The organism is Parabacteroides sp. AD58 (assembly GCF_023744375.2).
Classification (GTDB): Bacteria; Bacteroidota; Bacteroidia; order Bacteroidales; family Tannerellaceae; genus Parabacteroides; species Parabacteroides absconsus.
This window is the reverse complement of sequence record NZ_CP146284.1, coordinates 1,939,755-1,953,982: the sequence shown is the minus strand read 5'-3', so window position 1 is coordinate 1,953,982 and position 14,228 is coordinate 1,939,755. Positions and strand designations below refer to the sequence as shown.

The window sequence follows — 14,228 nt, the reverse complement described above, 5'->3', positions numbered from 1 at the left end:
AGGCAATAGAAACTTTTTTTGTTGAGTGTTTTGTATAGTGAAATATATGAATGTGAATCCTTTTTTGTTATAGATTATTTGGGACAAAGAATAAATGGATGAAGTAAACATTGATTTTAGAAATAAATGAGTATCGTTATTTCATTTTATTTAATAATTTTGTCGTATAAATTATATATGGACTGTAATGATAGTCGTGTATGAAATATGTGCAATGGTACGAGGACTTATTGCTCAATTAAGTTCTGGTAACAGTCGGGCGTTGCGTGATATTATGGATGTATATCAGAAGCGCTTGTATAAGTATGCATTGCAATATGTCAAAAACGAATTTGTTGCAGAGGAAATAGTCGAGGACGTTTTTGTAGCCTTATGGAATAAACATGCCGAATTAAAAGATGTAGAAGATATAAGTGGCTATTTATTGGTAATTACTCGGAATTTGTGTTTAAATTACTTGCGAAAGGAACATTTGGAAATGGTTGATTTGTCTTCTTTGACAGAGGAGCAAATTTATCAGCGTAGTAATTTATATGTATTGGAAGATGAAACATTGTGTTCTTTGCTATCGAATGAATATGAAGTGAAATTGAAAAATATTCTTAATAAATTGCCACAAAAAACAAGGCAGATTTTTTTAATGAGTAGAAAAGAGGGTTTGAAAAATAAAGAAATAGCTGAGAGAATGCAACTATTAGAAAAAACAATAGAATATCACATTACAAAAGCCTTATTGGAGATTAGGAAAGCCTTTTTTGAATAATTCTTTTTTGATATTAACACTTTTTTATTCAAATATTGCCATTTTGTTTTAGGGTGTATCTCTATTTTACGTGTATTTTAATTTAGAGAAGGTTAATATTTTGAATATGTCTGACGAACTTTTGATTAAATATATAAAAGGAGAATGCACGATAGAAGAAGCTCGGGCTATTCTTTCTTGGATTGAAAAGGATGATAAAAATAAGACTCGTTATAAAGAGTTGATGTTGATCTGTTCTTTGACTGATTTCTATATACCTTCTTATCAGAAAGAGAAGAAACAAGCTCCATGGATAAAAATAGCGATTGGTATTGCTGCTTGTTGTTTAGGAGTGTTTTGGGGAATGTCTCAGTTTGTTGGTTCTAATCAAGATTCTATAGAAGAATATCAGGCGCTATTGAGTGATGTTGAGAAAAGAACAGAGATAACTTTAAAAGTTGCTGATAAGCAGATTGTTTCATTGAAAGATTCTTCTGCTCTGATTAGTTATAATAATAATGAAAAGATTGTTATTAATGACTCGACTCAAATTGAAAAAAGAGAAGGAAAGCAATTAAATGCAGTGTTTGTTCCTTACGGTAAAAGAACAAAATTAGTTTTAGCAGATAACTCGATAGTCTATCTTAATTCTGGCTCTTCTTTGGTTTATCCTGATGAGTTTGACTCGGAGAAAAGAGAAGTTTATTTGGAAGGTGAGGCTTACTTTGAAGTAGTAAAAGATGGCAAAAGTTCTTTTTGTGTAAGGACAGCTTATAAGACGGTCGAGGTTTTGGGTACTAAATTTAATGTACTTTCTGATCAAGAGGCAGAATTGTTTCAGGCAGTATTAGTTTCGGGCAAGATAGCATTGGACGGAAACAAAGAAACAATGATTTTGGAGCCGAATCAATGTTATACTTATGCGGCGGATAAAGCAAATGAAAAGCTTGAGTCAGTAGATGTCTCTAATTATATATCTTGGATAGATGGTCGTTTGAAATTTGAAAGAGAACCACTGAAAAATGTCATTCGAAAATTGGAAAAAATATATAATGTGAAAATTGTTTTGAAGGATGAGAATTTGGATGGGATGTTGATTTCAGGGAGGTTGGATTTGAAGAACCCATTAGTAAGTATTTTAAATTCTTTGCTTTTTACCGTATCTTCAGGAGAGGTGGAATCGAAGTATGAAATAAAAGCTAACGGAAAATAACATATTAATAAAATCTAGTATTATGAAGCGTTTATTAAATTATTCTCCTCAATTGTTGATGAGACAAAAGTCTATTAGGCGAGTTTTAACAATTGGGTTGTGTAGTTGTGTTTCAGTTGGAATGTATGCAAATATTCTTGCTGATGAAGTTTCCTTAACTTGTAAAAACAAAACTTTAAAACAAGCCTTAGAACTAATAGAAGAACAGGCCGGTGTAAGTATTGTTTATTCAAACAACGTATTAAATGATGAAGCTAGAGTGACATGCAAGACTGAAAATGTAACTTTGGAAGAAATGTTACATATTCTCTTGAAGGATCAAAACTGCTCATTTAAAGTAGAAGATGGGCAAGTCGTTCTCTACGCTTTAAATGACAGAAACACAGAAGATGCTGGACCGACGGTTACTCAGGAAGGTTTTAGAGTTAAAGGACGTGTTTTAGATGCAAATGGTCCTTTGATTGGTGTGAATATCATGGTGAAAGGAACGATGACCGGTGTTGTTTCGGATATGGATGGTAATTTTGAAATTATGGCTCCATATTCTGGTGCAAGCTTGGTGTTCTCTTATATTGGTTATCAGGCTCAGGAAGTTAAGATTAATGGGCGGAGTGATTTGACCATTAAGATGGTGGAAGACTCGAAAGCTTTGGAAGAAGTGGTTGTTGTCGGTTATACGACACAAAAGAAAGCAACCATAACGGGTTCTGTATCTACGATTACTACCAAAGATTTGAAACAAAGTCCGACTGCCAATTTGAATAATGCATTGGCTGGTCGAATGCCTGGTTTGATGGTCAATCAGTTTGGTGGTGGTGAACCAGGTGTAGATAGAGCTGATTTGAGAATCCGTGGTATGGGTACTTATGGTGATAAATCACCAATTGTTATTGTGGATGGAGTAGAACGTGACATGAGTTATCTGGCTCCTGAAGAAATCGAAACATTTACTATTTTGAAGGATGCTTCAGCAACAGCTCCTTATGGTGTACGTGGTGCCAATGGTGTTATCATCATTACAACAAAACGTGGTAAAGCTTCTGAAAAACCAAGTGTGAATTTCAAAGCTTCTGTGGGAACAAACTCTCCAGTAAAATTCCCTAAATATTTAGGTTCAGCTGATTATGCGACTTTATATAATGAGGCGATGATCAACAGTAATCCGACAACCGATCCAAGTAAGTTGGAATTATTTACTGATGAAGCAATTGCCAATTATCGGAAGGCTAAAGGCGATAATTCAGATGGATTAGGTTATAATTGGGATTATTTCGATTATGCTTTCAAACCCGGTATGCAGCAAGATTATAGTTTGTCAATACGTGGTGGTTCTGAACGTGCCAGATATTATGTGATGGCTAACTATTATTCACAAGGTGGAAACTATAAGCATACGGATGTAACAGAAACAGATACTCAAGCTAAATTTAAGCGATATAACTTTAGAGCGAATGTAGATGTGGATATTACCAAAGATTTTTATGTTCGCGTAGATTTGGGTGCTCGCATTACAGATAGACGGGCTCCTGGAACATCTGCTTCTGAAGTAGTTAAATTGTGTAATACTCTTCCTCCTTATCTGCCAATTGTTGTAGAAAGTAATGGTAATCCTGCCAATGAAACATATGAATTGAACAATCCATATGGCATGTTATATGGTGATTATAAGCATCGAAGAAATATTTTGGGTGAATTGTCAAGACGAGGATATTTGCAGGAAAAGAATACCTATTTGAACGGATCATTTGCTATTGGTCATAAATTAGATTTTATCACTAAGGGATTAAAAATCGAAGGTGTCTTCTCGTATGATGCTTCTGAAGGTAACTGGATTAACCGAAAATTAGGGGATCGAGCAGATGGATACATGAATTTCTCAAAATATGCGACTTTCCAACCTGCTGAAGGCAGTTATGGTTCTATTTATATGAATAATCCGAATTATACAGGGGCTTATATTTTAGGAAATCCGTGGTATGATCAGGATGAAACGATAGAAAATGGATTTAGTCATAACGCAGCCGAAAGTAAAACTTATTATCAGTTAAAGTTGGATTATCTGAGGACTTTTGGCGATCATGATGTTTCTGCCATGGTTTTGTTTAATCGTTCCAATAGAAGTTACGATAATCGGGTAGCCTATCGTTATCAAGGTATGACGGCACGTGCTACATATGCTTTCCAGAATAAGTATTTAGCAGAGTTCAATATTGGATACAATGGATCTGAAAACTTTGCTCCTGGTAAACGCTATGGTACATTCCCCGCAGGGTCTATCGGATGGGTGATTTCTCGTGAACGGTTTATGCAGGGTGCAGAAAAATGGTTAAGCAATTTGAAGTTAAGAGCTTCTTATGGTTTGGTCGGTAGTGATAAGATCTCTGATAACAATGATGACCGTTTTGCTTATTTGCAGTTCTTTCAAGGAGGTGATGGCTATTCATTTGGTGTAAATGAATTTGGTAATGGTTATTCAGGATTAAAAGAAGGTAATTTTGCGAATCCTAATCTGACTTGGGAAAAAGCTCGTAAGTTGAATGTCGGACTTGATGCTTCTTTCTTTAATGAACGATTAACCTTCTCTGCAGATTATTTCTTCGAACATCGCTATGATATCATTACGAACCTGAGTGATGGGAATAAACTGGGTTATCCGGGAATTGTCGGAAAAGACGCTCCTTTCATTAATTCAGGTATTGTAGATAATCAGGGGATTGATTTTGAAATTGGATGGAATGGAAATATTGGTGAAGATTTCAGATATTATATCAAGCCGAACTTTACATTCGCTAGAAACAAAATCAAGTTTATGAATGAGGTCTCTTATGAGAATGAATGGAGAGCCAATACAGGGAAAAGAATTGATGAATATTTTGTTTATGAATTTGATCACTTTGTATATGACCAGGCTGAAGCAGATAAGTTGAATGCCATGAATGGTGGATCAGGTTTCCAACCTTGGGGTAAATTGTATCCGGGTGATGTAGTGTACAAAGACCAGAATGGTGATGGTAAGATCGACGATGAACATGACCGCCGCGCCATGGGTAATCCGCGAACACCTGAAATCCAGTTTGGTATTCCGGTAGGTATCCAGTATAAAGGGTTTGACTTGAGCCTATTGTTCCAGGGAGCTGCTAATTCCAGCATTTTGTTAAATGGCGCTGCTGTATGGGATTTCCCACAGTTTGACCAAGACCAGATTGGTAAGGTGAAGCCTATGCATTTCAATCGTTGGACTGAAGAAACGAAAGATGTGGCAACTTATCCACGTTTAACAATTGGTACAAATGACAATAATAAAAATTCGAATAGTAGTTTGTACTTGTATAATGCTTCTTACCTACGTTTGAAGAATGTGGAAATTGGATATACATTACCGAAGCATCTTATCCGTTTTGCCGGATTACAAAATGTACGTTTTTATGTTCAAGGTATGAACTTGTTGACATTTGATGGATTGGATGACGTAGATGTTGATCCGGAAACAAAAAATGGCGATGGTTCATGGTATCCAATTCAGCGTATATTCAATTTTGGTATAGATATAACATATTAATTAAGGAGGAAGAAAGAATATGAAAAGATTATATATATTGGCGGGTTTGTTAGCAGGTCTGTTGAGCTTTACTTCTTGTGAAGACTATTTGGATCGTACACCGGACGACAAGACAACAGAACAGCAAGTTTTTACTCGTTTTGACAAAGTAGAATCGTTAGTTACAGATTTGTATGCACATGCAAAGTTTGCCAATCGTCCGTTATTGTATTTAAACCATTTTAGTATATCTAGTATTTCGGATGAGTGTAGTGCTAGTAGTCATGAAAGTGCCATTCCTTATCAGTTTTGGGTAGGAAATTATGGTCCGTCTCAGGGTATGCCTTCCAATAGTAGTTATTGGCAATATTGGGATGACTTATATACGACCATTCGTTCAGCTAATATTATATTAGAAGGTGTAAAGAAATATAATACTCCGGATAATCCGCAAGATGGCCGTGAAGGTGATTTGCAGAGAAGAATTGGTGAAGTTTATTTCTTACGGGGTTATATGCATTATTTATTAATTCGTGCATATGGTGAAGCTGTTTATGTAAACCGAGTCATCAATCCAGGTGATGATATGACTTTTGAAAAAGAATCATTTCATTCGATGGTAGATAAGATCTGTGCAGATGCTGATTCTGCTTATGCACGGGTAGATGCATGGAACGGAGGCCAATATTTTGGACGTGTTGATAAAGGAGCTTGCTTAGGCTTAAAGGCTATGGTTCGCTGGATGGCTGCAACTCCGATGTGGAATGGTGGAAACTTACCCAATGATACACGTGTATTTAAGTCTGAATATGGTTATGATCCGAAGCGTTGGGAATTAGCCAGAGATGCTGCTAAAGCTGTATTAGAATGTAAGAAAACAGATGGTTCGCTTCGTTATAAATTGTATGAAACATACGATAAGGACGACTTCCGAGATGTAGATGGAAATGCTGAAACAAATAATAAGAAAGTTCAACAGCGTTTGTGGCAAATGATGTATGACATGAATGCTATTCAGGATGAGTGGGTTTGGTTCGTAACAAAAGATAAGGATACAGGTTGGTCTGGTGACGTATTGCCTCCTTCTCAGGGTGGACACGCTCGTCAGCGTCCGTTGCAGGAACAGGTAGATGAATATGAATATATCGGTCCGGATGGATATGGTTATCCAATTTATTGTGACCATGCTGTGAAAGATGGCTATGATGATGGTAATCCATATGAAAGTGTACAAAGAGACCCTCGTTTCTATCGTGATATCCGTTATCATGGTTCTTGGTATGGTGGTGCACAATTGAATACAGCAGAAGGAAACGATGCTGTAAGTGGCAGTTATTTGGATCAGGCTTCTCATACAGGATACTATCTGAGAAAATTCTATAAAGATGGTTGGGACAGAGGTCATGGTGGACATTCAATAAGCGGTCCGGCAATTTGGCGTTTACCTGAATTTATCTATATCTATTGTGAAGCTGTCAATGAATTGAGTGGTCCGAACGAAGAAATTTATGATTTGATCAATCAGGTACGTGCCCGTTCATTTATGTCTCCGATGCCGCCGGCTGTTAAGACCGATAAAGAATTGATGAACGAATATATCCAGCGTGAACGTCGTGTGGAATTGTTCTATGAAAACAATCGTTATTGGACTTCTCGTTTGTATCTGGAACCGGAGAACTACGGTACTGAATCGAATGTTGATCCTTCAGACTGGCCTTATCCGAAGAACCAGCGTCAGTCTCATGGTATGAGACCGGTAGAAGATCCGAACGGTAAGATTGTTGTAAACGGTAAGACGTATCGTATGGAACGTTTCACGGTAGAGGATGGACGTGTATTTACTTCTCCGAAGTCTTATCTGTATCCGATTTTACAGGAAGAATTGAAGAGATGTCCGTCTTTAGTACAAAATCCGGGTTGGTAATGCCAATGTATAAATATTAGTGCTAATTTTGAGAGGCTGTACAAATCGATGGAAAAAGTTGCGTCGCTGACGCCTGTTTGTGTCTCCCTATTGAAATGAAAAAAGCAGGACTGTGTTCCTGCTTTTTTCGTTTACGTATATTTGTTCTTTTATTCGTATTCCGGATAGAACGGTTAGGCATTGGTGTCGCTATCAGAAGTAGAGCTATCGTCTGCCTTCTTCGTTTTCGGGGTCAATTCCTGTTCCTTGTAGTGTTTGATCTGAGCGTTCAGTTCGTCGATTAGTTGTCCGTATTCGTCGGCATTCACTTCATCTACGATCGCCAGGGCGTTGATCTTCATGATGATCTTGTTGTAGATTTCGTCCGTTTCGCTGCGGGCTGTCAGTACGGCGGCCTTCATCTTTCCGGCACTTCGGGCATCACGGGCTTGCAGGTTGGTGTCGACCGCGGTGTTGCCCTCTTTCATCATAGTGACGAATGGCGTCAATCCCAAAGAGGTGACCTGCGAGGTATAAGTCGTCTCCAGATCTTCAATGAGATTCTTCATCGCACCCGTTTGCTTGATGAGCGACATGCGGGGCGACAAATTGAAATCAGACAAATGCTTGTCCAGCTTTTTGGCCGCTTCATATTGCTCACCGCTTTTCAAACATAAGAATCCTTTCAGCACTTGGGCATATCCGCTCAACCCGTTGTCGCGTTGGTCGTCGCCCACCTCGATCTCTTCGGTCAGGTCGTTTTTCCTCGATTGTACCAGCACTTCGTTTTCATTGTCCAGTTTTTCTTTAAAAATTGGGAGTTCTGTTGTCAGTTTCTCTCCCAAAATAAGCAATGAACTCATGTTTTTATACACAACATCCATATAATTGTAATGTGCGTAATTGGAAAACCTGCTAAGGGCGATGGTGTCAACTTGTTTTTCCATATTCATAGGCGTTTTAAAAATTAACAACTAAAAAACTGTGTGATAGACTCTTGTTGTGCTTCAAAATTTTCGTGCAGGCTTGCATGAATCTGTCGTAGCCCTACAAAAACCCCGTGTAGCCTGCATGAACCCGTCGTAGGCCTACGGAAACGCCATGCAGCCTGCAAGAGACTTTTGTAGGCCTACGGAAACGCCGTGCAGCCTGCAAGAGACTTTTGTAGGCCTACAAAAACGCCGTGCAGCCTGCATGGGACTTCTGTAGCCCTACACCGACTTCGTGCAGCTTACACGGAAACTTTGAAGCAAAACAAAGATCGCTCACGCCGATAAAGGTATAATAAATAGGGGAAAAAAGAAAGAATGAGGAATGATTTTCTCAAAAAACATTTGTTTTTATTTAAAAAAAGCTACTTTTGTGTAAGGCTTAGTATGATTTTTCTCTAGGCTATGCGAATTTATAATCAGTTGATAAAATCTCACAATTTAGCCATTGTATGAAAGCGAATACCATGTTTTACACGTTAAGACCTGATGTACTTGTAGGCCTTTTTTCTTATCGTTGGAAGTGAAAAAAATCATTAATCTAAAAAACAAAATACGATGAACAAACACATTTCTATTTTGGTAACCTTAGTCTTGGGGTTCTCCTGTACAGGTAAAAAACAAGCAGCTCCGGAAGTGGATCAACAGGAAATGAAACTGGTGGTCAGTGATAATGTCGGCAATATTCCTCGGGTTGAAAGTGATTATACTGAGATTGATGCAACCGATATGAAAGCCTTATCGTACACGCAATCAAGTGTTGAAAAAAGGTATGTTTTCGATCGGTAATCCCATTTGCCTGTATGGCGACTTTTTTGTCACCTCATTCACACCTGTTCCTATCAAGGAAAACGCGCATTTGGCCAATGAAGAGTATCTGAAAATCATGAATGCGGGTACGGATGATACAAATCCGGCATTGGTGTTTTATAAATTGAATCCGGCGTATGAGTAGGCTTTTCATGTTGAAATCAAATAATTCTCAACTAACTTTATACTTCAAGAAAATGAAAAAATATCTTTTATTATCCATCGTATTCAGCCTGTTTTTGTGTGGCTGTACCCAAAAACAAAGTGAATCTAATGAATCTTCCGGTATGGAGAGTATTCCGATAACCGACTTTGAAACCTACAACGGAAGGTTTTCTGAGTTTGCGGAAGCAGTAGAAATGATACCATTAGAATTTACGGATGAATCCATTTTAGGGGAAATCAAAAAAGTAGTGCTGTCTGAAGACTTCATTTTTGTGATGGAACGATTCAATAGTGCAGGTATTTATACGTTCGACCGTAGTGGTAAATTTTTATACCGGATCGGTAGCCGGGGGCAAGGACCGGAGGAATGTGCTGATGTGGATGATTTTTCGATTAATGAAAAAGACAGGTTGATATACATATTTGATGGTGTCCGGAAGAAAGTATTTGTATTTTCCTTCGATAATGAATTCATAAAAACAATCCCGATGGATTATTCTGCGACGAATATGGAGTATCAGGATGGACTGTTCTATTTATATAGAGAAGATGCACGTTATGGTGTTCCTCTTTATTCCTTGGTCATTAAAGATATCAATGGAGACTTAGTTGAAAAATATTATCCCATGTCCGACTTGCCCAAAAGTCATGACTGTGTATTCTGCAAAAGAGAAAACGACATCTTGTTTGCGCAAGATATGAATGACTCTGTATTTGTTTTGTCAGGTGAAAAATTATCCCCTGTATATTATATCGATTATAAGGATCGAAGCATGGCACCGGAGGATAGGATGGATATCAAGCATGACGTTCGCCGCTCCATAGATGTCCTTTTGGAAAAAAGGACGATAGCAGGAATTCAAGGTGTTTTTGAAATCCACGATAAGGTCTTTATCAAAAGTATCAATGTGATTGTCCCGGTTCTGAGCATTTATGACAAAGTGAAAAAAGAGGTCAAGACTTACCAGTATTGGAACGACGATTTTCTGTTTATAGGAAGTGGCCATCCTATAGGTCAGTATAAAGACTATCTGCTTTTACTACGAGACGTAGATTTAATACAAGGAAGTCTGGATCATTTTGATGATCGGATAAAAGAAGGTGCTTTAACTACAGAAAAGGCAGATAAACTAAGAAAAATGATCGAAGAGAAATTACCGAACATAGATACGGATGAGTGTAATCCGGTTTTGTTTATGGTTAAAGTAAAGGAATGATTACCTTTGCATCTGAGTGTGATCTTCATTTTAATCTTCAATTTTATGGATATAAATTCTATAGTCGTCAAATTTTAAAGGGTTTATATGAAAACACATACATTACTTGGTTCAATTATTTTGGTAGGAGGTTTGCTTTCTTGCCAGGGCAAACCCCAGTTAGAATGGGTCGCTTCTACAGAAACGGCTTGCTGGCAAACGGAAGAACCGCTTCCGGTGGCAGAGGCGAGTGTGGAACCTTTGGTCACGATCAAGACAACCGATGTGCAACAGCAGATCGAAGGCTTCGGGGCCTGTTTCAATGAGTTGGGCTGGATGTCGTTGAATAAACTCGAACCGGCCGATCGGGAAAGGGTACTCGAAGAATTGTTTTATCCCAACTTCGGGGCCAACTTCACCATCGCTCGCATGCCGGTAGGCGCCAACGATTTCTCACGCGACTGGTATTCGTATGATGAACAGGCGGGCGATTTTGCCATGGAGTCGTTTACGATAGCCAATGATAAACAGACGCTGATTCCGTTTATCCAAAATGCCTTGAAGTATAATGCGGATTTGAAGCTGTGGGCTTCTCCGTGGTCGCCACCTTCGTGGATGAAGCATAACCAGCATTATGCAAGTGTTTCGACTCCGAAAACGGCGGGCAGCCTGAACAAGAAACTGCAAGAGGGCGAAAGTACGTATATGACAACCATTGTGGATAATGGTTTGCCGGAAGATCGTCAGGGGCGTGAAGGAACGGATATGTTCATCTGTGAGCCGGAATATTTCTCGGCCTATGCGCTTTATTTCTCCAAATTCATCGATGCCTATCGGAAAGAAGGTATTAACATCTCGATGGTGATGCCGCAGAATGAATTCAATTCGGCACAGATATTCCCGAGTTGTTGCTGGACGGCAGCCGGACTGGCCGAGTTTGTGGGCAACTATCTGGGCCCGGCCATGGAAGAGAAAGGTATCGAAGTGATGTTCGGAACAATGGAACGTCCGAATGCCGCCTTGGTAGATACCTTGCTGAATGATCCGGAGAGTAGCAAATACATCCGTGGCGTCGGTTTCCAATGGGCTGGGAAAGGAGCCATCGCATCCATTCACCAGCGTTATCCAGCGTTGAAGCTGTACCAGACAGAACAGGAGTGTGGCGACGGAAAGAATACCTGGGACGCGGCATTGTACGCCTGGCAGCTGATGCAACATTATCTGAACAACGGAACTTCGGCTTATCTGTATTGGAATATCTCGCTCGAAGACGGAGGCATCAGTCGCTGGGGCTGGGCTCAGAACTCTTTGGTAGTAGTTGATGCAGACCAGAAATCCTATCGCTATACTCCGGAATATTATATCATGAAGCACGTCAGTCACTATGTGCAACCGGGTGCTTTCAAACTGGCAGCCGATGGCGATGCAAAAGGATTACTGGCATTTGTTAATCCGGATCAGAGTATCGTAGTGGTGGTATCGAATGAATCTGCCGAACCGAAAGTATATCCGTTCTCTGTCGACGGACAAATCTATGCGCCACAACTCGCTCCGCGTTCAATCAATACGTTTCTTTGGCGGAAATAAAGAGGCAAAGCAGGTACTTTCCGCTTTCCTAATAAGAGATAATCACCCTTAAAAATTAGGGTAGGAGAAAGAAAAAGTAGTTGTTTCATAGGAAGCAACTACTTTTTTTGTGTACATTTGCTTCAAATGATTCAACTTTAATTCTGATATATATGAACAATACGAGGAGAAAATTCTTCAAACAGAGTTTGGCAGGTGCCTTGTTGTTGGGTACATCAGCCATGTCGCACGCCGAAGAAAAGTCGCGGATTATTCCGAAGGCACCTAAGTCTGTCAATCCGTTCCAATTGGGAATGGCAGGTTATACATTCGTCAATTTCGACTTGGACACGACGCTTCGCACGATGCAGCGACTGGATGTCCATTATTTGTGTATCAAGGATTTCCATTTGCCATTGGATAGTACGGACGAACAGATCAAGGCTTTCCATGCCCGTTGTGCCGAATTCGGCGTTACCGGTTATGCCGTGGGACCAATTTACATGAAGAGCGAGGCGGAGATCGACCGGGCTTTCGAATATGCCAAACGGGTAGGAGTGAAGCTGATTGTCGGTGTTCCTAATTATGAGCTGTTGCCTTATGTGGATAAGAAAGTAAAGGAATATGATTTCCATTATGCGATCCATTTGCACGGACCCGATATCAAGACTTATCCGGATGCAACCGACGTCTGGGAACATACGAAGGATTTGGATCCGCGTATCGGTATGTGTCTGGATGTAGGCCATGACTTGCGTAACGGCTGTAATCCGGTAACTGATTTGGAGAAGTATCATACGCGTGTATTCGATATGCACATCAAGGATGTGACCGATTCGACTAAAGCCGGACGCGGCATCGAAATAGGACGCGGAAAGATTGATTTCCCTGCCTTGATCCAGATGATGAGGAAGGTGAATTATACAGGTAAATGCAGCTTGGAATACGAGAAAGACATGAAAGATCCTTTCCTCGGAATTGCCGAGTCGATCGGGTATTTCAAGGCTGTAAGTGAATTAATTTGATGACAGTGAAGGCCGATTGCCTTCAGGAAATATTGTGATATGAAAAAGGAGATATACTTAGGAGGTTTGTCGTTATTGTTGACAGCCTGTGGAGGAATAAATTATGTAGGCATCGAGACCTGCAATCCAGGTGAAGTCACTTTCCCACAAGACGTACGGAAAGTGCTGATGGTGAACAATGCCATTGCACAGCCGGAAAAGTCGGGTTATACCTATTCTTTGTTGGGTGTTGTGCAGGATACGGCTCGTGCCAAGGCCGACAGTGCCTTGTTCGATCTGTGCGCTTCGTGCGGAACGGCCATTCTGGATGCCTCCTACTTCGAGGATGTTCTCCTTTTTCATGATCCTTTGCGCGATGCAGGCAGCAGCCTGGTCGACCAGAAGCTGACACGCCGTCAGGTAGATGCTTTGTGCCGTTCGAACGATGCAGATGCCGTTATCTCGCTCGATAAGATGCTTTTTGCCATGGAGCGCAAAGACGTGAACATTGGCGCTGGTTATTTAACGGGAACCATCACCGTCAAAATGCAGGGTGTGATGCGGGCTTATCTGCCCGATCGCGACAATTCGCTAGCAACCATCCTCATTGAAGATTCGGTTGAGTTCCAGCAGGCTGCCGAGGATTTGAGGATGCTGAACTATTACTTGCCGACAGCCGATGAGGCCTTGCGGATGGCCGCTTCGGCATTGGGCAGCAAAGTGTCGGGCTATTTTGTTCCGCACTGGACTGAAGAGACGCGCTGGTATTACAGTAATGCCGATTCCCGTTGGAAAGAAGCTTCCGCCTTTGCCTCTTCCAGCAAATGGGATACAGCTAAAGCTATCTGGCTCCGCGAGTTTGAGTCTACTTCGTCGAAGCATCAGCAGGCCAAGTTGGCGTCTAATATCGCCCTTTGCTACGAAATGCAAAGCCAGCTGGATAAAGCCTATGAGTGGGCGAAGAAATCGTATGATTTTTTCATGGAGTCGTATGGCGAAAAAAGTCGGAATACGGAACTGCTGAAAGCCTATTCAGAGGTATTGAAGGCACGAATTCTGGCAGATAAGAAACTAAATACACAAATTGGTAGCAGATAATCCA

The 14,228-nt window shown here is 40.2% G+C and carries 11 protein-coding genes; 10 read left to right on the top strand and 1 reads right to left on the bottom strand.

The features are described from left to right. Positions 1-214: 214 nt before the first annotated feature. The 4 genes from NEE14_RS08555 (at position 215) to NEE14_RS08540 (ending at position 7,417) form a co-directional block, all read left to right on the top strand. Positions 215-763, top strand: coding sequence for an RNA polymerase sigma-70 factor (locus NEE14_RS08555; protein WP_251967735.1), 549 nt, complete (start codon positions 215-217; stop codon positions 761-763). A gap of 106 nt (positions 764-869) precedes the next feature. Next, positions 870-1,955: a FecR family protein gene (locus NEE14_RS08550; protein ID WP_251967736.1), complete on the top strand. Its 1,086-nt coding sequence runs from the start codon at positions 870-872 to the stop codon at positions 1,953-1,955. A 22-nt stretch (positions 1,956-1,977) separates the two neighbouring features. After that, positions 1,978-5,514 carry a TonB-dependent receptor gene (locus tag NEE14_RS08545; RefSeq protein WP_422394642.1) on the top strand — a complete coding sequence of 1,179 codons (3,537 nt, stop codon included), beginning with the start codon at positions 1,978-1,980 and terminating at the stop codon, positions 5,512-5,514. A gap of 19 nt (positions 5,515-5,533) precedes the next feature. Beyond that, on the top strand, positions 5,534-7,417 hold the full coding sequence (locus tag NEE14_RS08540; RefSeq protein WP_251967738.1) for a RagB/SusD family nutrient uptake outer membrane protein: 1,884 nt from the start codon (positions 5,534-5,536) through the stop codon (positions 7,415-7,417). Between the two features lie 173 nt (positions 7,418-7,590). Here the strand turns inward: NEE14_RS08540 and NEE14_RS08535 are convergent, their stop codons facing one another. Next, positions 7,591-8,343 (bottom strand): DUF6261 family protein, encoded by a 753-nt coding sequence (locus NEE14_RS08535; protein ID WP_251967739.1) that lies wholly within the window; start codon positions 8,341-8,343, stop codon positions 7,591-7,593. A gap of 600 nt (positions 8,344-8,943) precedes the next feature. On the opposite strand from NEE14_RS08535, the gene NEE14_RS08530 reads away from it, so the two are divergent. From NEE14_RS08530 to NEE14_RS08505, 6 genes are all read left to right on the top strand, one after another. Then, positions 8,944-9,174 carry a hypothetical protein gene (locus NEE14_RS08530; RefSeq protein WP_251967740.1) on the top strand — a complete coding sequence of 77 codons (231 nt, stop codon included), beginning with the start codon at positions 8,944-8,946 and terminating at the stop codon, positions 9,172-9,174. Next, entirely contained in the window at positions 9,158-9,340 is a 183-nt protein-coding gene (locus tag NEE14_RS08525) for a hypothetical protein (RefSeq protein ID WP_251967741.1), read from the top strand. The genes NEE14_RS08530 and NEE14_RS08525 overlap by 17 nt, the downstream gene beginning before the upstream one ends. A 52-nt stretch (positions 9,341-9,392) precedes the next feature. Next, on the top strand, positions 9,393-10,577 hold the full coding sequence (locus NEE14_RS08520; protein WP_251967742.1) for a 6-bladed beta-propeller: 1,185 nt from the start codon (positions 9,393-9,395) through the stop codon (positions 10,575-10,577). A gap of 87 nt (positions 10,578-10,664) precedes the next feature. After that, positions 10,665-12,143: a glycoside hydrolase family 30 protein gene (locus NEE14_RS08515; protein ID WP_251967743.1), complete on the top strand. Its 1,479-nt coding sequence runs from the start codon at positions 10,665-10,667 to the stop codon at positions 12,141-12,143. A gap of 152 nt (positions 12,144-12,295) precedes the next feature. Then, positions 12,296-13,147 (top strand): sugar phosphate isomerase/epimerase family protein, encoded by an 852-nt coding sequence (locus NEE14_RS08510; RefSeq protein ID WP_022455273.1) that lies wholly within the window; start codon positions 12,296-12,298, stop codon positions 13,145-13,147. A 39-nt stretch (positions 13,148-13,186) separates the two neighbouring features. After that, entirely contained in the window at positions 13,187-14,224 is a 1,038-nt protein-coding gene (locus NEE14_RS08505) for a DUF6340 family protein (RefSeq protein ID WP_251967744.1), read from the top strand. The last annotated feature ends 4 nt before the right edge of the window (positions 14,225-14,228 follow it).